The sequence below is a fragment of the Streptomyces sp. NPDC058246 genome, assembly GCF_042881985.1.
Lineage (GTDB): Bacteria > Actinomycetota > Actinomycetes > Streptomycetales > Streptomycetaceae > Streptomyces.
In genome coordinates, this window is sequence record NZ_JBHVWZ010000014.1 from 34,712 (window position 1) to 56,073 (window position 21,362).

The window sequence follows — 21,362 nt, forward strand, 5'->3', positions numbered from 1 at the left end:
CCCAAGGAAATCAAACGGTGGGCGAGACGTGCTGTCTCGCGCGCCTGAACCTGTAAAGGCTCATTCGTGGCGAACATCAAGTCCCAGATCAAGCGGATCAAGACCAACGAGAAGGCCCGGCTGCGCAACAAGGCCGTCAAGTCTTCCCTGAAGACCGCGATCCGCAAGGCCCGCGAGGCCGCTGCCGCGGGTGACGTCGAGAAGGCCACCGAGTACACGCGCGATGCTTCGCGCAAGCTCGACAAGGCCGTCTCGAAGGGCGTCATCCACAAGAACCAGGCCGCCAACAAGAAGTCGGCGCTTGCTTCGAAGGTCGCTGCCCTCAAGGGCTGAGTCGGCTGGGCCCACTCGGGCTCAACCCCTGACTTGACCGCCGGAAGGGACCAAGCGGGCCCTCTCATCCGCTCCTGACCGGCACCCCGGACCCACGCGCGGCCTGCGTTCGCCACGCGGGCGTGGGATCCACCATCTTGAACCGAAGGCCCTGCTCACCCTCCTTCCCCAGGAGGGGGCGGGGTCTTCGGTGCTTTCTGCCCAGTTCAGTCCGTCCGCCGTTCGAGGACGAAGCTGTCCGGCGTTCGAGGACGAAGCTGTCCGGCCGGAGGGGAAGGTCTGGGAGCGCAGCCCCCGGAGACGAATCGGGGACCCCTCCCTGCTCGGGTCCCTGCTCAGATCCCTACTCGGGACCCTGCTCGGGTCCCTGCTCAGATCCCTGCTCAGATCCCTGCTCGAGCGAAGCCGCGAGCCTGGGGAGGTCAGGGGCGGGAGGTCAGGGGCAGCGGGAGCGGCGGAGGCGAAGCCTGTACTGCCCCGGCACCAACCTCGGGTCCTCTATCCCCGGCGAGACCGAGCCGCCCGAGCGATGACCACAACCGCCTTCTCCAGGGCGTACTCAGGATCATCCCCACCGCCCTTGACGCCGGCATCGGCCTCCGCGACGGCCCGCAGGGCAACGGCAACCCCGTCCGGCGTCCACCCGCGCATCTGCTGCCGCACCCGGTCGATCTTCCATGGCGGCATCCCGAGCTCACGGGCAAGGTCGGCCGGTCGGCCGCCCCGCGCGGACGACAGCTTCCCGATCGCCCGCACCCCCTGCGCCAGCGCACTCGTGATCAGCACAGGCGCGACCCCGGTGGACAGCGACCACCGCAGCGCCTCCAACGCCTCCGCGGCCCGCCCCTCCACGGCCCGGTCGGCAACCGTGAAACTCGACGCCTCCGCCCGCCCCGTGTAATACCGCCCGACGATCGCCTCGTCGATCGTCCCCTCGACATCGGCGGTCAGCTGAGACACCGCGGACGCCAGCTCCCGCAGATCACTCCCGATGGAATCGACGAGCGCCTGACACGCCTCCGGCGTGGCAGACCTGCCCAGCGCCCGGAACTCCCCCCGCACGAACGCCAGCCGATCCGCCGGCTTCGTCATCTTGGGGCACGCCACCTCCCGCGCCCCCACCTTGCGCGCGGCATCGAGCAGCCCCTTGCCCTTGGCGGCACCCGCGTGCAGCAGCACCAGGGTGATCTCCTCGGCCGGCGCCTCCAGATACCCCTTCACGTCCTTGATGGTGTCGGCCGAAAGATCCTGCGCATTGCGTACGACCACGACCTTGCGCTCGGAGAAGAGCGACGGACTCGTCAGCTCGGCAAGCGTGCCGGGGTGCAACTGGTCCGGGGTGAGGTCCCGTACATCCGTGTCGGCGTCGGCAGCCCTGGCGGCGGCCACCACCTCCTGCACGGCACGGTCGAGCAGGAGATCCTCCTGGCCCACGGCAAGCGTGACGGGGGCGAGAGGGTCGTCTTGAGCGGTCTTCTTGGCCATCACCGAAAGCATCCCATGCGCCACTGACAACGCGGACCGGTCGGGCCGGCGCAGCAGCGGCGGCACGCCCCTTGGCGACAGCCGAGCCGTTCCCTGCCGAGTCCGGTCAGGGGCACGGGGAACCGCGCGAGCAGCCACGGCCGCCCCGCGGCCGAGCCACCGAACATCCGCGTTGTGCAGCCCCCCGCAGCCCCCCGCAGCTCCCCACCACCCCCAACAGCTCCCCAGCGCTCCGCGCCGCTCCCCCAGCGGAGCCCTACGGCTCCTCGCGCCAGCCGTCCCACTCCCCCGCGAACGCGTCCAGTTCCTTGGGGTCGAGCCGCTCCTCGGGGTCCCCGAGGACCAGGAGCCACTGCGCGTCCTCGGCATCGTCCTCACCGGCCAGCGCGTCTCGTACGAGCTGCGGCTCCTCATCGAGCACGAACCGCTCGCCGAGCGCCTCCGCCGCCTCTTCCGCGGCATCGCGGTCGGGCAGCACCAACACATGTCTCACATCACTCACGAAGACATTTTCCGATACTCCCGACCACCCGTCCGACGCCGGGGCAGGTGACGCTCGGACGTCACCACAGGGGACACCCCCGGCGCCCCGGCGCCCGGCGCGCGCGCATGACCCGATGCCCGACGTGACCGCCCGGTCACTCTTCCCCCCTTCACCCCTCCCCCTTTTCGCCTCTCCCTCCCCCCTTTTCGCCTCTCCCTCCCCCCTTTCGCCCCTCCCCCCTTCGCCCCTCCCCCCTTCCCCCTCCCCCTTTTACCCTCGCCCCTTCACTCCCCCGCCCTTCCCCTCTCCCGCACCTCCGGGACCCGCTCCAGCTCGATCCCGAAGCGCTCCCGATAGGTGGCCAACACCTCCTCGTCCGTGGCCAGTTCCGACACCTGCTTCGTCCCGTCGGCCGTCGTCACCGTGAAGCTCCGGCCGCTGAGGGTGATGCGACCGCCGTCCTCCGTGACCCGCGAGCAGACCAGCGACTGCCCGAAATGCGACACCGGCGAGGTGCTGTGCCACCAGGCGCCGGAGACGAAGTCACCGAGCACCCGCGGCCGCACCTCCAGGCGGTACTGCGCCTTGCCGTTCCGCTCGACATCGAGATCCTCGCCCTCCCGCGATCCGCCGACACCGCGCACCCCCGCCGCGTCGGGCCCCGCCGCGACGATCCGAAACACACCACCCGGATCCTTCTGCTCCCCCCGCTCGCCGAAGGCCAACGGATAGTGGCTGTGCGCCCCGAACCCGACATCGGTCAGCCAGTCGCCTCCGTCCACCGTCCGCACCCGCAGCGCCAGATGGTCGTACGGAACCCCGAGCCGCCCCTCCTCGCCGTACACCCGGGCCGCGAGCAGCGTCACATCGAAGCCCAGTGCCCCGAGCAACGCTCCGAAAGCCCCGTTCAGTTCGTAGCAGAAGCCGCCTCTGCGAGCGCCCACCACCTTGTCCAGCAGCCTCTTCTCCTCCAGCACGATCGCCTCACCGAGGTGGATCGACAGGTTCTCGAACGGCACCGACTTCAGATGGCGCAGCTGAAGCTCGCGGAGCACATCGGACGTGGGCCACGCGGGGTGCTGGGCCCCGATCCGGCGGAGGTAGGCGTCGGCCTGTGCTGAATTCATGAGTTCAGTCTCTCGCCACGCTCAGCCTCCCGCCCACACCGACGACGGCCAGCGCCCCGTCCCGGTCCGTGCGCAGCACCACCGCGCCAGCGGCCCGCAGCGCCGCGACCGTACTCGGTGCGGGATGTCCATAGGGGTTGTCCTCACCACACGAGATCAGCGCGAGCCGAGGCGCCACCCGGCGTATGAGGCCCGGATCCTGGTAGGCCGATCCATGGTGGGCGACCTTGAGGACGTCCACGGCTCCCAGCTCCGCTGCCGCGGGCGATCTCAACAGCGCCTGCTGGGCCGGGGGTTCCAGATCACCGAGCAACAGCAGCCGCAGCCCCGCCGAGCGCACCAGCAGAGCGACACTGGCGTCGTTCGGGCCGTCCGGTGTGAGGGCTGAGCTCGGTGGCGGCCACAGCACCCGCCAGTCGAGGCTTCCCGTGCGCCGCCGTTCCCCCGCCACGGCCCGCGTCACGGGGATGTGCCGTGCCGCCGCCTCCCTTCGTACGAACTCGGCCTGGTCCGGCGGCTCTTCGAAGCCGGTCGTCTCGATCGCGCCCACCGAACGCCCGCTCAGCACACCCCGCAGCCCCGCCACGTGGTCGGCGTGGAAATGCGTCAGCACGAGGAGCGGAATCCTGGTGACACCGAGCGCGCTCAGACAGCGGTCGACCAGCACCGGATCGGGACCGGCATCCACCACCACCGCGGTGCCGTCACCCGCCGAGAGCACCGTCGCGTCGCCCTGCCCGACATCGCACATCGCGAACCTCCAGCCGGGCGGCGGCCATCCCGTGATCACTCTGGTGAGAGGCGGCGGTTGCACCACGACCAGCAGGAACAGCAGCACGCAGGCACCGCTCGACCACGGGTGTCTCAACAGCCGTCGGCCGACGACCACGACCACCGCCGTGACGAACGCGAGCAACAGCGCCCCCGTCCAGGAATCCGGCCAGTCCACTCCCCCGCCGGGCAGAGCCGCCCCGGTACGCGCGATGTCCGCGATCCACCGGGCGGGCCAACTGGCACACCACGCCAGGGCTTTGGCGACGGGCATCGCCACGGGCGCCATCGCCAGTGTCGCGAATCCCAGCACCGTGGCCGGCGCGACCGCGAACTCCGCGAGCAGATTGCACGGCACCGCCACCAGACTCACCCGAGCCGACAGCACGGCGACGACCGGTGCGCACAGCGCCTGTGCCGCGGCTGCCGCGGCCAGCGCCTCGGCCAGACGCGGCGGCACACGGCGCCTCTGGAGCGCCGCACTCCACCGCGGGGCGAGGGTGAGCAGGGCGCCCGTCGCGAGGACGGAGAGCAGGAAGCCGTAACTGCGGGCCAGCCACGGGTCGTACAGCACCAGCAGCAGAACGGCCGCGGCCAGCGCGGGGATCAGCGACCTGCGGCGCCCGGTCGCGATGGCGAGCAGCGCGATCGACCCACAGACCGCCGCCCGCAATACGCTCGGGTCGGGGCGGCAAACGATCACGAAGGCGAGTGTGAGTGCTCCACCGAGCAGCGCCGTCGCCCGGAGCGGGACACCGAGCCGCGGTGCGAGGCCGCGCCGCTCGGCACGCTGGGCGAGGCCCGGCGGCCCGAGGAACAGGGCCAGCAGAATGGTGAAGTTGCCCCCGCTGACGGCGAGCAGATGCGTGAGATCCGTCGCCTTGAAGGCCTCATCCAACTCCGGCGTGACACGTGAGGTGTCCCCTACGACCAGCCCAGGCAACAGCGCCCGCGCGTCCGCCTCCAGCCCCTCGGTCGCCCCTCGCAGGCCTTCGCGCAGCCGACCGGCGAACCGCTGTGGCCCGGACGGCTCTCCCACCACCTCCGGCGGCCCACTCCCTCTAACCCGCAGCACGGCCGCGATGTCGTCCCCACCCGCCAGGGCGGGCACCAGCCTCCCCGACACGCGCAGCTTCGTGGACGGCAACAGCGCCAGCCAGGGCGAACGCCCACCCGAGGGCCGGGGCCACCCCGTCGGCGCACGCGCGTCGACGATCACCAGCACCGGCGCGCGCGTCGCAACGACCGTCCCGTCGGGCCGCGTCACCCGCCGGACCTCCGCGTCGAGCAGTACCGCCGTCGGAGTCATGTGATCCCCGTTGATCCTCGGCCTGGTCAGCCGTGGATCGGAGGTGATCTCCATCTCTGCCGTCACGTTGGCGAACTGCCGCGCCAGGGAGGGCACGGGCCCGCGCCGCACATCCGCCCCGTGCAGCCCCGCGGAGGCCGCGGCCGCGGCGACACAGAGCAGTACCGCGGCGACGGAGATCCGTGGCCACGAACGCGACCGCTCTCCCCGGCGCTCCCACCCGCTGCGCGTCCCTCTCCGCCCCGCCAGGAGCAGCACACCTCCCGCGACCAGGCAGATCACCACCACGCCCGTGACCCACCCCGGCGGGGCATCCACCGTCACCGCCGTCGTCACCCAGGCCGCCAGAGCGGGCGGCACGAGCCGGAGATCCGTCGGTCCTTCCTGCCGAGGGTGCGAGGCCCCAAGCCGCTTCCCCGAGGCGGCATGCACCGCCCGTCGGCTCACGGCGCCGGAGTCCGCGCCGGAACCGGACACGCTCTCGCCGTTCAGCGCGGCATTCTCCAGCCCCTTCAGGCTCCCTGACCTCTCTGGCCCCTCTGGAACCTCTGCCCCTTCTGCCCCCTCTGGCCCCTCTGGCCCCTCTGGCCCCTCTGGCCCCTCTGGAACCTCGGGTGCCTCGGGTGCCTCGGGTGCCTCCGGCTTCCCCGGCCCGCTCATGGCCGTACCAGATTCCGCAGATCAGCGAACCGGCGATCCCCGATTCCGTTCACCTCACGGAGCTCGTCGACCGAGCGGAAGCCGCTGTGCTGGGTGCGGTAGTCGATGATGTGCTGGGCCAGCACGGGACCGACGCCTGGAAGGGTGTCGAGCTGGTCGACCGTGGCCGTGTTCAGGGCGACTGGAGCGGAGGGTGCCGCGCCGGCGCCGGATCCGCCCGCGCCCACCGTGCCGCCCGTAGTACCCGTGCTGCTCGTGCCGGCCGCGGCTGATCCCGAGGCGAGCGCGGGTGCGCCGACCACGATCTGTTCGCCGTCCACGAGGAGACGCGCACGGTTCAGTCCCTCCGTGTTCGTGCCGGGACGTACGCCCCCCGCCGCGCGCAGCGCGTCCTCGACACGGGAACCGGTCGGCAGCCGCTGGAGCCCAGGGCGGCGGACCTTGCCACTGACGTCCACGACGATCGCGGTCCCGGCCGCCCCGATCGGGCTCGGTACCCCGGGCGAGGCATCCGGTGCCGTGTCCGACTGCTTCCCCTGGCCGGTCTGTTCGCCATAGGGAGCAGCTGCTCGCACCACCTCGGGGGCTCGGACCGACTGAGTCCGGCCGGCCCAGAAGTGCTGCGCGGCGAAGACCGCCGCGACGCCCAACAGCACCGTGAGAGCGGTCGCGCTCTTGCGCTCGAGCCCGCACCTCGACTGGAGCCACAGCGGCATCCGCTCCCGTACGGCAAGCCCGGCGCGATCCCGCCAGGTCGCGCCCGACTCGGCCGTGTCCGGCTCCGCCGTGTCCGAACCGACGTTGGCCCGCCTGTCGGCGTGCGCGTCCAAGGGCGCGAGTGCGTCAGCAGTGGTGCCGGCGTCCGCTCCCTCGCGCTTCGCGGCTCCGCTTACCTGGAAACCGTCGGGCGTCGGCGCCCCGCGCGCCAGGGAGCCGTCGCGCGTCGGCGCCCCGCGCGCCCGGAAGTCGTCGCGCTTCGGCGCCCCGCGTGGCCGGAAGTCGTCGCGCTTCGGCACCCCGCCTGCCCGGGAGCCGCCGGGCTTCGGCACCCCGCTTACCCGGAAGCCGACACCACGACCGCCCCCGCCCCGGTTCTCCAGTCCCCGAACAGCGACAACCCCCGTCCCCCTCGCGGTACTCGCCTGTGGACCCTCCCCCGCAGGCCGAACCGCCCCCGGCGGTCCCCCCGCAGGCCGAACCGCCCCCGGCGGTCCGTTCCCCAACTCCCTTCGCTCCCCGACGCGTTCGGCGAAGAGCGCCTCGGCGCGCTGGCGAAGGGCCTCGGCCGACGCTTCGTGGCGGTGGGCCCTGCCTCGCGGCCGGTGGTTGCGGCGATGGCGGCTGCGGCCGTCGGAGACGGGGCCGCGGCCCGGGCCGCTGGTGAGCGTAGCTGTGCGTGAGCGCGATCGAAGTGCCATGCGACGAGAATCGAGGACTTCGGCACTCTCGCGATGATCTTGCTCAATTCCGGTGGACTATCACCCAGTTGTGGATAACTCAGTCACTCACACGAGTGACGCCACCCACGCGGTGCCACACGCTTGACGCCGCTCGGGGCGTGTACGCACGAGGGGTACCGCACAAGTTCTGCCACACGTGTGGCAGCACAATGCCGCCACCCGAGTGGCACACACGCTCACCGAGGCGAGACAACCGCCCCCAGCAGCCCAGGCCCCGTATGCGCCCCGATCACCGCACCCACCTCGCTGACATGCAGATCGGCGAGGCCGGGCACCCTTGCCCGCAGACGGTCCGCGAGAGCCGAGGCCCGCTCCGGCGCGGCCAGGTGGTGGACGGCGATGTCGACCTGCGCGCTGCCCGCGCGTTCGGCCACGATCTCCTCCAGCCGGGCGATCGCCTTGGACGCCGTCCGTACCTTCTCCAGGAGTTCGATGCGGCCGTCGTCCAACTGAAGCAGCGGCTTCACCGCGAGCGCGGAACCCAACAGTGCCTGCGCGGCCCCGATCCGGCCGCCCCGGCGCAGATAGTCGAGGGTGTCCACGTAGAAGTACGCGGAGGTGCCGGCGGCTCGCTTCTCCGCGGCCGTGACCGCTTCGTCGATCGTGCCCCCGGCCTCCGCGGACTCGGCGGCGGCCAGGGCGCAGAACCCGAGGGCCATGGCGACCATCCCGGTGTCCACCACCCGTACCGGCACCGGGGCTTCCCGCGCCGCGAGTACCGCGGCGTCATAGGTGCCCGAGAACTCGGACGACAGATGAAGGGAGACGATGCCGGTGGCGCCGGACTCGGCGACCTTGCGGTAGGTCGCGGCGAAGACTTCGGGACTGGGGCGGGAGGTCGTGACGGGGCGCCGCTTCTGGAGTGCCTGGGCCAGGGAGCGGGCCGAGATCTCGGTGCCCTCTTCGAATGCCTGGTCGCCGAGGACCACGGTCAGGGGCACCGCCGTGATGCCGTGGCGCTCCATCGTCCGCGGCGGCAGGTAGGCCGTTGAATCGGTGACGATCGCGACATGGCGGGACATGAGCTGGAGGTTACCTGTCGGGGCGGGCGGACGGCAGCCCGGCCCCTCCCACCTGCGGCTGGGGCGGCCGGATCAAGTCGTGCTCTCGGGACGGGGCTTCTTCTGCCAGGGGTAGGCGGGGCGTCGGCCGGGCGGGGTGATGGCGGAGCGCGTCGGCTCCTCGGCCGTACGGGAGTCGGGGCTGTCCGGCCAGGTCTGGCCGCCGGACGTGGCCGCGTCCGATGCCGGTGCCTCGGGCCAGGAGGCCGCGGGCTTCGGTTCTGTCGTCCAGTGCCGCAGCGCGCCGGCCTCGACGTCTATCTGGGCGCTCAGCGAGTCGAGGTCGTCGTCCGCGAAGCGGCGGGCCCGGTCGCGCGCGGCCCAGCGCAGCGAGTCGGCCGACTGTGTGATCCGCTCGGTTCGCTCGCGCAGTCCCGGCAGCCGCGAGGCGAGCGCGCCCCGGTCGGGCTCGGCCTCCAGGCGCTTGAGTTCGTCGTCCAGTTCGTGTCCGTGCACGCTGAGCCGCTCGAAGAGGCCCAGGGACTCCTTCAGGGACTCGTCCTCCGCCACGCCCGCGTGCAACGCGTCCTGGGTGGCACGCATCGATGTGCGCAGCTTCAGGCGGAGCTGGGCCAGCTCGCCCAGCGGGCCCGGCTGGGCGAGGGTCTTGGCGCGCAGCGTGGTGTCCTCGACCGTGCGGCGCGCCTGCGAGATCGTGCGGTCCACGCCGCGCTTGGCGGCGCCGACCACCTTGACCGTGGCGTACGCGCCCAGCACCACGAACAGCAGGAAGAGCAGGGCGATTACTGTGATCACGGCTTCCACCACGCTCCTCCTCCAGCCGGCCGCGACAGGCCGCCGCGCTCTTCAACGGTAAACGCAACGAGCAGGTTCGGAGTTCCGAAAGAACCCCGAACCTGCCCGTAGGGGACTACCCCGAGCCGGCCCACCGCACCGGAGCCAAGCCGGCAAGACGGCGAGACGGCGAGACGGCAAGACGGCAAGAGACGGTCACGCCGTAACGATGTTCACCAGCTTCGGCGCCCGCACGATCACCTTGCGGATCCCCGCGCCGTCCAGCGCCGCGACGACCTTCTCGTCGGCCAGCGCGGCCTTCTCCAGTTCCTCGTCGGAGATCGACGGGGAGACCTCCAGGCGCGCCTTGACCTTGCCCTTGATCTGGACGACGCAGGTCACGGCCTCGTCCACCACGTAGGCCGGGTCGGCGACCGGGAAGTCCTGGTGGACGACCGAGTCGGTGTGACCCAGCTTGCGCCACAGCTCCTCGGCGATGTGCGGGGCCAGCGGCGCGATCAGCAGCACCAGGGACTCGGCGACCGTGCGCGGAACCGGGCCGCCCGCCTTGGTCAGGTGGTTGTTCAGCTCGGTGACCTTGGCGATGGCGGTGTTGAACCGCATGCCCTCCAGGTCCTGGCGTACGCCGTCGATGGCCTTGTGCAGAGCCCGCAGCGTCTCCTCTTCGGCCTCGGCGTCGACGACGGTGACGTCGCCGGTCGCCTCGTCGACGACGTTGCGCCACAGCCGCTGCAGCAGCCGGTACTGGCCCACCACCGCGCGCGTGTCCCACGGCCGCGACACGTCCAGGGGACCCATCGCCATCTCGTACAGGCGCAGCGTGTCCGCCCCGTACTCGGCGCAGATCTCGTCCGGAGTGACCGCGTTCTTCAGGGACTTGCCCATCTTGCCCAGCAGCCGGGAGACCTTCTCGCCCTGGTAGTAGTACGCGCCGTCGCGCTCCTCCACCTCGGCGGCCGGCACCGCGATGCCACGGCTGTCGCGGTACACGTAGGCCTGGATCATGCCCTGGTTGAACAGCTTGTGGAACGGCTCGGCCGAGGAGACATGGCCCAGGTCGTACAGCACCTTGGACCAGAAGCGCGCGTACAGCAGGTGCAGCACGGCGTGCTCGGCGCCGCCGACGTACAGGTCGACGCCACCGTGCGGCCGGCCCTCCCGCGGGCCCATCCAGTACTGCTCGATGGCCGGGTCGACCAGCTTCTGGTCGTTGTGCGGGTCCAGGTAGCGCAGCTCGTACCAGCACGAACCGGCCCAGTTGGGCATGGTGTTGGTCTCGCGGCGGTACTTCTGCGGACCGCGGCCGTCGCCCAGGTCCAGGGTGACGTCGACCCAGTCCTCGTTGCGCGACAGCGGGGTCTCCGGGGACGTGTCGGCGTCGTCCGGGTCGAAGGTGCGCGGCGAGTAGTCCTCGACCTCCGGCAGTTCCAGCGGCAGCATCGACTCGGGCAGCGGGTGGGCGACGCCGTCCTCGTCGTAGACGATCGGGAAGGGCTCGCCCCAGTAGCGCTGACGGCTGAACAGCCAGTCGCGCAGCCGGAAGTTGACCGTGCCCTCGCCGACGCCCTTGCGTGCCAGCCACTCGGTGATGCGCGCCTTGGCGTCGACGACGCCCAGGCCGTCCAGGGAGATCTCGTCGCCGGCGGAGTTGACGATCTTCGCGTCGTACGAGGCGAAGGCGTCGTCCCAGGTCGACGCGTCCGTGCCGCGGTCGTCCGAGGGCTCGACGACGCAGCGCATGGGCAGTTCGAAGGCGCGCGCGAACGCGAAGTCTCGGCTGTCGTGCGCCGGGACGGCCATGATCGCGCCGGTGCCGTAGCCCATCAGCACGTAGTCGGCGATGAAGACCGGGATCCGCTCGCCGGTGACCGGGTTGGTCGCGAAGGCGCCGGTGAAGACACCGGTCTTGTCCTTGGCCTCGGCCTGGCGCTCGACGTCGGACTTCGAGGCGGCCTGCGCGCGGTAGGCGGCGACGGCCTCGGCCGGGGTCGCGTGCCCGCCCGTCCACACCTGGTGGGTGCCCTCGGGCCAGGCGGCCGGGGTGAACTTCTCGACCAGCGGGTGCTCGGGCGCCAGCACCATGTAGGTGGCGCCGAACAGGGTGTCCTGGCGGGTGGTGAAGACGGTGATCGCTTCGCCGTCGATCGGGAAGTCGACGCGGGCGCCCTCGGAGCGGCCGATCCAGTTGCGCTGCTGCAGCTTGATGGCGTCGGGCCAGTCCAGCGCGTCCAGGTCGTCCAGCAGCCGGTCGGCGTACGCGGTGATGCGCATGTTCCACTGGCGCAGCTTGGCCTTGAAGACGGGGAAGTTGCCGCGCTCGGAACGGCCCTCGGCGGTGACCTCCTCGTTGGCCAGTACGGTGCCCAGTCCGGGGCACCAGTTGACGGGCGCGTCGGAGGCATACGCCAGGCGGTACTCGCTCAGGACATCGGCGCGCTCGGCCGCGCTCAGCTCGTTCCACGCGCGCGTGGTGCCCTCGATGGCCGGAACGGCCCGCTCACCGCTCTCGAACTGGGCGACCAGCTCGGAGATCGGGCGGGCCTTCTGCGCCTCGTCGTCGTACCAGGAGTTGAAGATCTGCAGGAAGATCCACTGGGTCCACTTGTAGTACTCCGGGTCGATCGTGGCGAACGACCGGCGCTTGTCGTGGCCCAGGCCCAGCGCGCGCAGCTGGACCTTCATGTTCTCGATGTTGGCCTCGGTGGACACGCGCGGGTGGGTGCCCGTCTGCACCGCGTACTGCTCGGCGGGCAGGCCGAAGGCGTCGAAGCCCAGGGTGTGCAGGACGTTGTGGCCGGTCATGCGCTGGAACCGGGCGAACACATCCGTGGCGATGTAGCCCAGGGGGTGACCGACGTGCAGGCCCGCACCGGAGGGGTACGGGAACATGTCCATGATGAACTTCTTGGGCTTGGCGACCAGCTCGGGGTCCCCGGCCAGGTCACCGCTCGGGTTGGGCGCCTCGTACGTGCCCTCGGCGTCCCAGAAGTCCTGCCAGCGTGCCTCGATCTCAGCAGCCAGGGCGGCCGTGTAGCGGTGCGGCGCTGCCACCTCGGCGGCGGCAGCGGGGTTCGTCTCGCTCATGATCCTCAAAGCTCCATCGATCGTCATCTGCCGGCGGCTTGGAAATGAAAAATCCCCTCGCACAGGAGGGGACGCCGCGCCGATTCCGACCACGAATCGTCAGTGGTCGGGACTGATCAGCGCGGCTCGCTAAGCAGAAGGCGTACGGCACGCATGGCGTCAGGGTACCGCAGCCCCCGCGGGCGCCGCGACGAGCTTCCCGGGGACCGCGCGGCGCTCCGGGTCCCCACGACTTCGTCACAAAAAAGCTGAACAACGTTCAAATATTACTTCGCGTAACGGACGCTACGGGACAACACAAAGACCTCGTTGCCCTTTGATAACAACGCAATAACTCAAACCTCGTACCCCTCGGTATGGCTCGACTTAGAGTGCGGCTTCGGGACCGCTTCCCCGAACCGTTGGGAGTCACCCCCCATGAACCCTCGTCGCAACAACAGCTCGATACCCCGATCGGGCCGCTCGGCCTACGGGGCACTGACGGCTGCCGCCCTGTTGCTCATACCCATGGTCGTGCTGGTCGGAGGCGACGGCCTGCGCGACTTCCTCAACTTCGGCGCCGGCGTGCTGTCGCTGGTCGCCCTCACCTGCTCCGTGGTGTGGGGACTGGTCGCCACCGACCGGCTGTTCCTCAACACGCGTCAACGCCTGGTCGCCCAGGCCGTGCACAGGACGACCGCCGTCTCCTCGGTCGCCTTCCTCCTGCTGCACATCACGGTCAAGCTGGCCCTCGACCACACCACCCTGGTCGCCGCCCTGGTCCCCTTCGGGCTCGGTATCACGGGCACCAACGGGCTCATCGGCTTCGGCTCCCTGGCCGGACTGCTCATGATCTTCACGGCCATCACCGGTGCGCTGCGCAGCGCCTTCGCGTCCCCCGCGCCGATCGCGGCACGCTGGCGGGCCGTGCACATGCTGGCGTATCCGGCCTGGTGCTCGGCCCTGGTGCACGGCCTGTACGCGGGGCGCCCCGCCAAGACGTACGTCACCGTGCTCTACAGCCTCTGCCTGATCGCCGTGATGGCCGCCCTGGCACTGCGCTCGGCCTCCGGCCCCTTCAAGCGCAAGGTCGCCGACCGGATCCTGGCGATCATCGGCGAGAACAACGGCCCCGGCGCCCGGGCCCGCGAAGAGCTGGACGCATCCCGTGCCGCCGCCGCGGAGTCCCCGCTGCCGGGCTTCGCGGCGCGCTCCGCCCAGGCCCGGCCGCCCCTGGGGGACACGTTCGTGCCCCCACAGCGCACCCCGTCCCCCTCGCCGCTGTACGAGGCCGCACCCGACCCCGCGACCACCGGCAGCATGCCGGGCTTCGCGGCCGCCTACCGGGCCGTGTCGGGCGGGGCGCCCGGCGGGGACACCTTCGGCGGCTCCACCCCGACCGAGCGCTTCCAGATGCCGCTGGACATGCAGCCCACGGAGACCTTCCCGCGCGCCGACGGCAGCAGCCCTTCGGGGAACTGGCCCATCCCGTCGCCGCCCCCCGTCGGCGAAGCGCCTCAGTCGGCGTACGACCCCCTCAACGACACGGGATACAACATCCCCGTCTATGACAATCCGGCCGCGAGCACGTACGGCACAAGTGACATGTACGACACCGGTGAGACGAACCCCACCTACGGCACGTACAACACCAACGACACGTACGACAGCGGTCCCACGACTGACGTACTGCCGGGCGCCTTCGACGCTCCTGGCTCCGGTGAATCATGGAACGCCCCTTCCGGAGGCTTTAAGTGAACGAGGCCCTGCCCGACGTCCCGGAAGTCCGCGTAGTCGGACTTCCGCAGCTCACGTCGGGCTTCGACCTGGTTGAACGACTTGATCTCCCCATGCACCTCAAGGTGCACGGGCCGCTCGAACCGATGGGTGGCGAACAGCTCGCGGGTCTCGCCGAAGCGATCTCCCTGAAGGGCCGCGGCGGCGCGGGCTTCCCCTTCGCCAAGAAGCTGCGCTCGGTCGCGGAATCGGCCATCAAGAAGGGCATCCGCCCGGTGGTGGTCGTCAACGGAAGTGAGGACGAACCCGCCTGCCGCAAGGACACGGTGCTCATCAACCGTGCCCCGCACCTCATTCTGGACGGCGCGCTGCTGGCCGCCGAGGCCATGGGCGCGCGCACCCTGGTCATCGGAGTGACCCGTGCGTCCACGCAGGCCTCGATGGAAGCCGCGCTGGCCGAGCGCGGGCTGAGCAACCGGCGCGGATCGCCGCTCCGCGCGCGGGTGCAGCGCAATCCGGTACGCATGGTGACCGGGGCCGCCGCCTCCCTGATCCGCTCCATCGACGGCGGCCCGGCGATCCCGCCCGGCCGCAAGATCAGCGCCTCGCAGAGCGGCGTCGGCGGCGCGCCCACGCTGCTGTCCAACGCCGAGACGTTCGCCCAGCTGGCCATCGCCGCGCGCATCGGCCCCGACCGCTACCGCAACACCGGGCTCTACGACGAGCCGGGCACCGTCATGCTCACCGTCTCCGGCGCGGTCGCCCGCCCCATGGTGATCGAGGTACCGACCGGCGTGCCGCTGCGGTACGTCCTCCAGCTGGCCGGCGCCCCGCCCATGCCGCAGGGCGTACTGACCGGCGGCTACCACGGCAAGTGGCTGGACGCGGCGACGGTCAACGAGGCGATCGTCTCGCGCAACTCCCTGGACGCGGTGGGCGGCGCGCTTGGCGCCGGCGCGATCCTGCCGATCAGCCAGCAGACGTGCCCGCTCGGCGAGTCACTGCGAGTGGCTCAGTGGCTGGCCGAGGAGAGCGCGGGACAGTGCGGTCCCTGCTACCTCGGTCTGCCCGCCGCGGCGCGCGGCCTGGAGGACATCCTCAACGGCGGCGGACCGGCCGCCCTGGAGGCCGTGAAGCAGGTCGCCAAGGCCGTGAAGCGGCGCGGCGCCTGCTCGCACCCGGACGGCTCGGCGATGTTCATCGAGTCGACGATCAAGGCGTTCACCGACGACCTGGCCGCGCACGTCCTCGGCAACGGCTGCGGAAGGCCCGTGGAGGGCGTCCTGCCGCTCTTCGAGGGCGGCCAGGCTCCTACGGGCATCCCGGGCGGCCAGGGTCAGCTGGAGGCCGGTCCCAGCCGCCAGAAGATCTACGTCGACTGGACCCTGTGCCGCGGACACGGTCTGTGCGCGGACATCCTTCCGGAGGTCTTCGAACTGGGCGCCGACGGCTTCCCCACCGTCGCGCAGGCCCAGGTGCCCCGGTACGCGGAGGCCAAGGCCCTGCGTGCCGTGCGTCGCTGCCCGGCGCTCGCGCTGCGCATCGAGGAGGACACGCGCTCCTCCGCGCCGGCGCGCAACAACCTGCCGGTGCTGTCCCAGGGGCGCGGCCGCCGCGCGCTCGGCAGCGGCCGCTGAACACGAAGAAGCGGGCCACCCTGATCGGGTGGCCCGCCTTCAACGTCTGTGGAGCTAAGGAGAATTGAACTCCTGACCTCCTGCATGCCATGCAGGCGCTCTACCAACTGAGCTATAGCCCCTCGTGGCCATGCGGCGAAGCCGCATATCGACCGTGTCGCCCGGTTTCCCCGGCGGCGACGCCAACATTACACGGTCCCCCGGGTGCACCACCAAATCGTTTCCCTTCTGTACGGATTCGGGGGCTAGTGTCGGCCTTCGTGACTGTGATCGCGCTCCCTCGTGTCCGCCGCCGTGCGCCCGTCGCCCTGGGCGTGTGCCTGCTGTCGTTCGCCGCCTTCTGGTGCGCGCAACGGGCCGCGCATGTCTCGATGATCGACCTGATGGTGTACCGCGCGGAGGGCGAGACGGTCCGCGCGGGCGGCGATCTCTACGCGCTGCGCACGACCGAGGCCCATCTGCCCACCACCTACCCACCGTTCGCGGCGCTGCTGTTCACCCCGCTGACGCTGCTGGGCACGGCGAGCATGCGCACCCTGGCGACGGCCGGAAACCTGGCTCTCCTCGTGGCCTTCGTGGCCCTCTCGCTACGGCTCGTCGGCCACGCGCGCGTGGAGCGCGTCTGGTGGGTCGCGGCGGCCGCCGTGTGGTGCGAGCCGGTCTGGACGACGCTGCGGTACGGGCAGGTCAATCTGCTGCTGGCCGTGCTGGTGCTGTGGGACCTGTCACGGCGCCCCGGCCGTCGCTGGGCCGGGGTGGGCATCGGGATCGCGGCGGCGATCAAGCTGACGCCCGCACTCTTCGCGGTGCTCCTGCTGGTCACCGGCGTCGTGGAACACATGAGGGGGGGCTCCGGGGGGCCGTGGCTGCGGCACGCGCGCGGGGCCGCCGTCGCGTTCGCCGGAGCGACGCTGCTCGCGGCGGCCGCCCTGCCGTACGACTCGTGGCGCTTTTGGAGCCGCATGGTCTTCGAGGCGGGCCGGGTCGGGCTCGTCGAGGACACCGCCAACCAGTCGCTGCGCGGCGTCCTCGCCCGGCTGCTGCACACCACCGAGCCCGGCCTCTGGTGGGGCGCGGCGGCGGCCCTGGGGGGCGGTGCGGGGCTCGCGGTCGCGGTGGCCGCCGAACTGCGCGGGCGACGCGCCTGGGCGACGGTCTCCTGTGCGGTGACGGCGCTGCTGGTGAGCCCGGTGTCGTGGTCGCACCACTGGGTGTGGTGCGTACCGATGGTGCTGGTCCTCGCGGCCACGAACCGGACGGCCGCCGTCTGTACGGCGGTGGTGTTCTGCACGTACGCGCTGTGGTGGGTGCCGCACGGCCCGGGCAGGCTCGAACTGCGGCAGTCCGGAGCCGAGTTGACGATGTCGGCCCTCTACGTGGGAATCGGTTTCGTGTTCCTGGCCCTCATCGGGTTCAGGCTGTGGCGAACGAGTAGAACCGTTTGAGTGTGCAGTGCTCGTCGAGGAGCCGGCCGTAGATCGGCTCGCCCTCCAGCTCGCGGTACGTCTCGATCGGGTCGCCTTTTATGATCAGCGCCCGCGCGCACTCCTCGCACCAGTACTGGTAGTCGTGGTTGACCGGCTCCATGTCGCGGACGATGGGCGTACCACTGCCGCACCAATCGCACTTCCGCCTGTGTGCACCCATCGATCAGCTCCAGCTGTGGCCGCAGGCCGTGCACACGTAGGAGATCCCGCCGTTGTCACCGAGGACCTGGGCGACGTGGACCGATCCGCAGGAAGGGCAGTCGAGACGAGTGGCTTTTCTCCGTGTCAGTGCCACTTCGAGGAGGTCGTCGACCTCCTCGAAGATGCTCGCAGGCATCGCTTCTCCCTCCCGTCGGGCCGCGCCCCCTTCCGGCCGTTTGATTCTGCCACGGCCGGAGCAATACGGTCAGCGACGCCTTCGTACCAGTCCGGACACGGCACCCAGCGCGGCTGTCGCGGCCGGCGCGTATGCGCGCGCGAGGAGCGCGTCCCCAGAGGTATACGCCCCAGGGCCCCGGAGTGACTCAAGCCGGTTCAAGAACAGTGTGCCGAAGGCCGCGACTGCGATCAGCCGACCGAGCTGTGGCGAGGACGGCCGATCCGGCGCCCCGGACCAGCCGCAAGGCGGCGCCGGACGCGTGGAGTTCGGAAGGGCGACAACGAAAAATCCCGCTCCCTGACGGGAACGGGACCTTTACCACCGATCTTTGACAACTCAAAAGAGAGTCGATCTGTGGAGCTAAGGAGAATTGAACTCCTGACCTCCTGCATGCCATGCAGGCGCTCTACCAACTGAGCTATAGCCCCTTGTGTTCTTCTCCCCTGCGGGGCGAACAAGAAGAACTTTAGCCTGCGACCAGCCGGAAAGTGAAATCCGGTCCCGACGGGCCCACGGGACCGGACAGGGGGTCGCTCAGTCGTCGTCGCCGAGCACCGGCTCCGGCAGCGTGCCGGCGTTGTGCTCCAGGAGCCGCCAGCCGCGGGCGCCCTCTCCGAGGACGGACCAGCAGCAGTTGGAGAGGCCGCCGAGGCTCTCCCAGTGCGGGGACTCCAGGCCGAGGAGACGGCCGATGGTGGTGCGGATGGTGCCGCCGTGGCTGACGACCACGAGGGTGCCGCCGTCGGGCAGCTTTTCGGCGTGCCGCAGCACCACGGGGGCAGCGCGGTCGGCGACCTCGCTCTCCAACTCACCCCCGCCGCGGCGCACCGGCTCGCCGCGCTTCCACGCGGTGTACTCGTCGCCGTACCGGGCGAGGATCTCCTCGTGCGTCAGCCCCTGCCAGACGCCCGCGTAGGTCTCCCGCAGGGCCTCGTCGTGGGTGACGTCGAGGCCGGTGAGCGCGGACAGCTCGGCGGCCGTGTTCGCGGCACGCTTGAGGTCCGAGGCGACGATCGCGTCGGGCTTCAGCGAGGCGAGCAGCCGGGCGGCGCGGCGGGCCTGTCCGACACCCGTCTCGGTGAGCTCGACATCCGTGGAGCCCTGGAAGCGGCTCTCCACGTTCCAGGAGGTCTGGCCGTGCCGCCAGAGGATGACGCGGCGGCCGCGGCCCGGCTTCTTGCCGGCCCCCGCGCTCACCGCAGCTCTCCCAGTTCGGCGGAGTCCTCCTCGGCCTGGAGCTTGGCGTGCTCGGCGGCCTTGCCGCGGGTCGCCTTGGCGTCGGCGGGCAGGTCCAGCTCCGGGCAGTCCTTCCACAGGCGCTCCAGAGCGTAGAAGACGCGCTCCTCGCTGTGCTGCACGTGCACCACGATGTCGACGTAGTCGAGCAGCACCCAGCGGGCCTCGCGGTCGCCCTCGCGGCGCACCGGCTTGACGCCGAGCTCCTTGTTCAGCCGCTCCTCGATCTCGTCGACGATCGACTTGACCTGGCGGTCGTTCGGGGCGGACGCCAGCAGGAAGGCGTCGGTGATGGAGAGCACGTCGCTGACGTCGTAGGCGATGATGTCGTGCGCGAGCTTGTCTGCGGCCGCCTGCGCGGCGGTGTTGATGAGCTCGATGGAGCGGTCCGTGGCGGTCACTACGCGGCTTTCCGTCGGCGGTCAGTAATGACTCAAGGGTCTCACGGACCGCCGACGACACCCCACGCGTTTCTGCGGCCCCGTCCCGGGCGCCCGCGGGACGGGGCGCCGATCACCGGGGACGGGCGGGCCGCCGCCCCGGGGCGACCAGCCGCCCGGGCGGGCCGCCGATCGCCCCGGGAGGCGGCGTCGGTCACCCCGTGGAGCCGCTGCTCACCTTGTAGTCCTGGCCGAGTACCACGGAGACGTCCGCGTTGGACGTGACCTTGCCCTTCTTCACGCTGCTCGTGGGGAGCCCCAGGGTCTTGGCGACCTCGACGGCGTCGTTCTTCTTGGCGGCGTCGGTGTAAGTGATCTCGGACACGCTCTGGGCGGCGGTGGCCGTGCCGGAGTCGAGGAAGGTGTAGCCGCCGTTGACCACGACGACGCGGGCCTGCTCGGTTGCGGACTTGCTGCCGGTGGCGTTCTTGATCCCGACACGGACGGCGGCCCCGGCGTCGGGGCTCTTCGCGGTACCGCCGAGTACGTCCTTGATCACGCTGCTGCTGGCGCTCTCGCTCAGGGTGCCGTCCTGCTGCACGGGCAGCAGCGCGGTCTTGTAGTCGCCGCCCTTGGCGAGGTCGGCGAGCTTGGCGAGGAAGGCGCCGAGGTCCTGGTCGGTCAGCGGCGGGTCGAGGATCTGGGCCAGGGTCTGCACGGTGGTGGTCGCGGCCTGCTTGTCGGAGGACAGCTTGCGCAGCACCCCTTGCATGACCTGTCCGAACCGCTCCAGCTGTGCGTTCTGGGCCTCGCCGGAGGCGCGGTAGGTGGCGTAGGCGACGGCCATCTTGCCGCTGAGGGTCTGGTCCGCGCCCTTCTTCACGAGGGGCGGCTCGCCCTTCTTCTTGGAATCCGGGTCCGGCACATCGGAGTTGGTGGTGATGTCGATGTTGCCGACGAGTTCGACGAGGTTGCTGAGGTAAGGGGTGTCCAGGCGCCAGGTGCCCTGGATGTTGGTCCCGAGCACCGTGTCGAGGGCGTCCTGGGTCCCGGAGGAGCCGTCGTCGTCGACCGACTTCGCGAGCGTCGTCGTCGAGCCGCTGTCGTCCGTCAGGGCAAGGGAGTTGGGCAGCAGGACGGTGGTGCCCTGCTTGGTGGTGGTGTTGTCGACGAGCAGCGCCGTGGAGGTGCCGCCGCCCTTCGTGTTGTGCAGGTGGACGACGAGCACGTCGCGGTTCTGGGCGCCCACCGGGGTCGCCGTGCCGGTCTTGCCGCCCGAGGACGTGCCGGGAAGCTTGCCCGCGTACCAGAGGTAGCCGACGCCGCCGACCGCGACCAGGGCGAGCACCACGACCAGGGCGACGACCCGGCTGCGGGCGCGGCGCCTGGCCTCCTCGCGGCGTTCGGTGCGGTTCTCGGTGAACTTCAGCCAGTCGATGACGTCTTCGGAGTCGGCTTCCTGCTCCTCGACGAAGGCGAACTGTTCGGTGCGGTAGTCCCGGTCGGCCCGCCCGGCACGGGGTTCGCCGTCCTCGGCGGGTCCGGCCTGGTGCGGGATGTAGGCGGTCTGCTCGGCGACCCGGGGCTGCTGACCGGTGCTCGCGCCGGCCGTGTTCGCGGCCTGCCCGTACGGGTCGTACGCGGCCGAGGTGGTGCCGCCGGACGCGGACGCACCGGTGCCGTACGGGTCGTAGGAGTGGACCGGCGGCTGCTGACCGGTGTCATAGGACGACACCGGCGGCTGCTGACCGGTGTCATACGGCGATACCGGCGGCTGCTGGCCTGTGTCGTAGGGCTGGACGGGCTGCTGCCGGCCGGTCGCGTACGGGTCATAGCCGTAGCCCTGAGGCTGAGCGGCGCCGTAGGGGTCGTACCCCTGGGGAGGCTGCTGCTGCGGCACCTGTCGGTACACAGGCTGCCCGAACTCGTCGTAGCCGACGAGTTCGTACTGGTCGCCGCCCGCGTATCCGTCGTATCGGTCGTTCACCGGTGCCCCT

General features: G+C 70.9%; 17 protein-coding genes, 2 tRNA genes and 1 pseudogene. 4 read left to right on the top strand and 16 right to left on the bottom strand.

The features are described 5' to 3' along the window. Positions 1-66: 66 nt before the first annotated feature. Positions 67-333 carry a 30S ribosomal protein S20 gene (rpsT, locus tag ACFVXA_RS21325; protein ID WP_362018263.1) on the top strand — a complete coding sequence of 89 codons (267 nt, stop codon included), beginning with the start codon at positions 67-69 and terminating at the stop codon, positions 331-333. A 498-nt stretch (positions 334-831) separates the two neighbouring features. On the opposite strand, the gene holA is transcribed toward rpsT, so the two are convergent. From holA to leuS, 8 genes are all read right to left on the bottom strand, one after another. Continuing rightward, positions 832-1,818 carry a DNA polymerase III subunit delta gene (gene holA, locus ACFVXA_RS21330; RefSeq protein WP_383744214.1) on the bottom strand — a complete coding sequence of 329 codons (987 nt, stop codon included), beginning with the start codon at positions 1,816-1,818 and terminating at the stop codon, positions 832-834. 256 nt (positions 1,819-2,074) lie between these two features. Then, positions 2,075-2,320 carry a hypothetical protein gene (locus ACFVXA_RS21335; RefSeq protein ID WP_362018261.1) on the bottom strand — a complete coding sequence of 82 codons (246 nt, stop codon included), beginning with the start codon at positions 2,318-2,320 and terminating at the stop codon, positions 2,075-2,077. Between the two features lie 266 nt (positions 2,321-2,586). Then, positions 2,587-3,429 (bottom strand): arylamine N-acetyltransferase, encoded by an 843-nt coding sequence (locus ACFVXA_RS21340; RefSeq protein ID WP_390026010.1) that lies wholly within the window; start codon positions 3,427-3,429, stop codon positions 2,587-2,589. Between the two features lie 4 nt (positions 3,430-3,433). Next, positions 3,434-5,941, bottom strand: coding sequence for a ComEC/Rec2 family competence protein (locus ACFVXA_RS21345; RefSeq protein WP_390026125.1), 2,508 nt, complete (start codon positions 5,939-5,941; stop codon positions 3,434-3,436). A 224-nt stretch (positions 5,942-6,165) separates the two neighbouring features. Beyond that, on the bottom strand, positions 6,166-7,185 hold the full coding sequence (locus ACFVXA_RS21350; RefSeq protein ID WP_390026012.1) for a helix-hairpin-helix domain-containing protein: 1,020 nt from the start codon (positions 7,183-7,185) through the stop codon (positions 6,166-6,168). Between the two features lie 620 nt (positions 7,186-7,805). Next, on the bottom strand, positions 7,806-8,651 hold the full coding sequence (locus tag ACFVXA_RS21355) for a DegV family protein (protein ID WP_383747333.1): 846 nt from the start codon (positions 8,649-8,651) through the stop codon (positions 7,806-7,808). A 72-nt stretch (positions 8,652-8,723) separates the two neighbouring features. Continuing rightward, the gene (locus ACFVXA_RS21360; protein ID WP_389465504.1) at positions 8,724-9,455 is read right to left on the bottom strand and encodes a hypothetical protein; all 732 of its coding nucleotides are present in this window, start codon (positions 9,453-9,455) and stop codon (positions 8,724-8,726) included. Positions 9,456-9,641: 186 nt separating this feature from the next. Continuing rightward, on the bottom strand, positions 9,642-12,530 hold the full coding sequence (leuS, locus tag ACFVXA_RS21365) for a leucine--tRNA ligase (protein WP_383905083.1): 2,889 nt from the start codon (positions 12,528-12,530) through the stop codon (positions 9,642-9,644). Positions 12,531-12,947: 417 nt separating this feature from the next. Here leuS and ACFVXA_RS21370 point away from each other — a divergent pair, with 417 nt between their 5' ends. Beyond that, positions 12,948-14,267, top strand: coding sequence for a cytochrome b/b6 domain-containing protein (locus ACFVXA_RS21370; protein WP_362018252.1), 1,320 nt, complete (start codon positions 12,948-12,950; stop codon positions 14,265-14,267). Continuing rightward, the gene (locus ACFVXA_RS21375) at positions 14,264-15,883 is read left to right on the top strand and encodes an NADH-ubiquinone oxidoreductase-F iron-sulfur binding region domain-containing protein (protein ID WP_390026014.1); all 1,620 of its coding nucleotides are present in this window, start codon (positions 14,264-14,266) and stop codon (positions 15,881-15,883) included. Before ACFVXA_RS21370 ends, ACFVXA_RS21375 begins: the two co-directional genes overlap by 4 nt. Positions 15,884-15,932: 49 nt before the next feature. On the opposite strand, the gene ACFVXA_RS21380 is transcribed toward ACFVXA_RS21375, so the two are convergent. Continuing rightward, a tRNA-Ala gene (locus ACFVXA_RS21380) sits at positions 15,933-16,005 on the bottom strand. Between the two features lie 138 nt (positions 16,006-16,143). Here ACFVXA_RS21380 and ACFVXA_RS21385 point away from each other — a divergent pair. Beyond that, the gene (locus tag ACFVXA_RS21385) at positions 16,144-17,328 is read left to right on the top strand and encodes a glycosyltransferase 87 family protein (RefSeq protein ID WP_390026016.1); all 1,185 of its coding nucleotides are present in this window, start codon (positions 16,144-16,146) and stop codon (positions 17,326-17,328) included. Here the strand turns inward: ACFVXA_RS21385 and ACFVXA_RS21390 are convergent. The 7 genes and pseudogenes from ACFVXA_RS21390 to ACFVXA_RS21420 all read right to left on the bottom strand — a co-directional run bounded on the left by ACFVXA_RS21390 (position 17,297) and on the right by ACFVXA_RS21420 (position 21,352). Continuing rightward, entirely contained in the window at positions 17,297-17,530 is a 234-nt protein-coding gene (locus tag ACFVXA_RS21390; RefSeq protein ID WP_010986886.1) for a hypothetical protein, read from the bottom strand. The genes ACFVXA_RS21385 and ACFVXA_RS21390 overlap by 32 nt on opposite strands. Before the next feature lie 3 nt (positions 17,531-17,533). Further along, on the bottom strand, positions 17,534-17,707 hold the full coding sequence (locus tag ACFVXA_RS21395; RefSeq protein WP_390026018.1) for a hypothetical protein: 174 nt from the start codon (positions 17,705-17,707) through the stop codon (positions 17,534-17,536). Between the two features lie 69 nt (positions 17,708-17,776). Next, a pseudogene (locus ACFVXA_RS21400) lies at positions 17,777-17,953 on the bottom strand (MFS transporter); the annotation flags it as partial. A gap of 151 nt (positions 17,954-18,104) precedes the next feature. After that, positions 18,105-18,177 (bottom strand) — tRNA-Ala (locus tag ACFVXA_RS21405). 106 nt (positions 18,178-18,283) lie between these two features. After that, positions 18,284-18,946 (bottom strand): histidine phosphatase family protein, encoded by a 663-nt coding sequence (locus ACFVXA_RS21410; protein ID WP_362018244.1) that lies wholly within the window; start codon positions 18,944-18,946, stop codon positions 18,284-18,286. Then, positions 18,943-19,386 (bottom strand): ribosome silencing factor, encoded by a 444-nt coding sequence (gene rsfS / locus ACFVXA_RS21415; RefSeq protein WP_362018242.1) that lies wholly within the window; start codon positions 19,384-19,386, stop codon positions 18,943-18,945. The genes ACFVXA_RS21410 and rsfS overlap by 4 nt, the downstream gene beginning before the upstream one ends. A 193-nt stretch (positions 19,387-19,579) precedes the next feature. Continuing rightward, complete coding sequence (locus tag ACFVXA_RS21420) at positions 19,580-21,352, bottom strand: LytR C-terminal domain-containing protein (protein ID WP_390026020.1); 1,773 nt, start codon at positions 21,350-21,352, stop codon at positions 19,580-19,582. Between the last annotated feature and the right edge of the window lie 10 nt (positions 21,353-21,362).

Bases quoted from the DNA above. Each gene is read 5' to 3' on its own strand.
- holA (WP_383744214.1), bottom strand. From the start codon at position 1,818: ATGGCCAAGAAGACCGCTCAAGACGACCCTCTCGCCCCCGTCACGCTT.
- ACFVXA_RS21340 (WP_390026010.1), bottom strand. From the start codon at position 3,429: ATGAATTCAGCACAGGCCGACGCCTACCTCCGCCGGATCGGGGCCCAG.
- ACFVXA_RS21355 (WP_383747333.1), bottom strand. From the start codon at position 8,651: ATGTCCCGCCATGTCGCGATCGTCACCGATTCAACGGCCTACCTGCCG.
- leuS (WP_383905083.1), bottom strand. From the start codon at position 12,530: ATGAGCGAGACGAACCCCGCTGCCGCCGCCGAGGTGGCAGCGCCGCAC.
- ACFVXA_RS21370 (WP_362018252.1), top strand. From the start codon at position 12,948: ATGAACCCTCGTCGCAACAACAGCTCGATACCCCGATCGGGCCGCTCG.
- ACFVXA_RS21390 (WP_010986886.1), bottom strand. From the start codon at position 17,530: ATGGGTGCACACAGGCGGAAGTGCGATTGGTGCGGCAGTGGTACGCCC.
- ACFVXA_RS21395 (WP_390026018.1), bottom strand. From the start codon at position 17,707: ATGCCTGCGAGCATCTTCGAGGAGGTCGACGACCTCCTCGAAGTGGCA.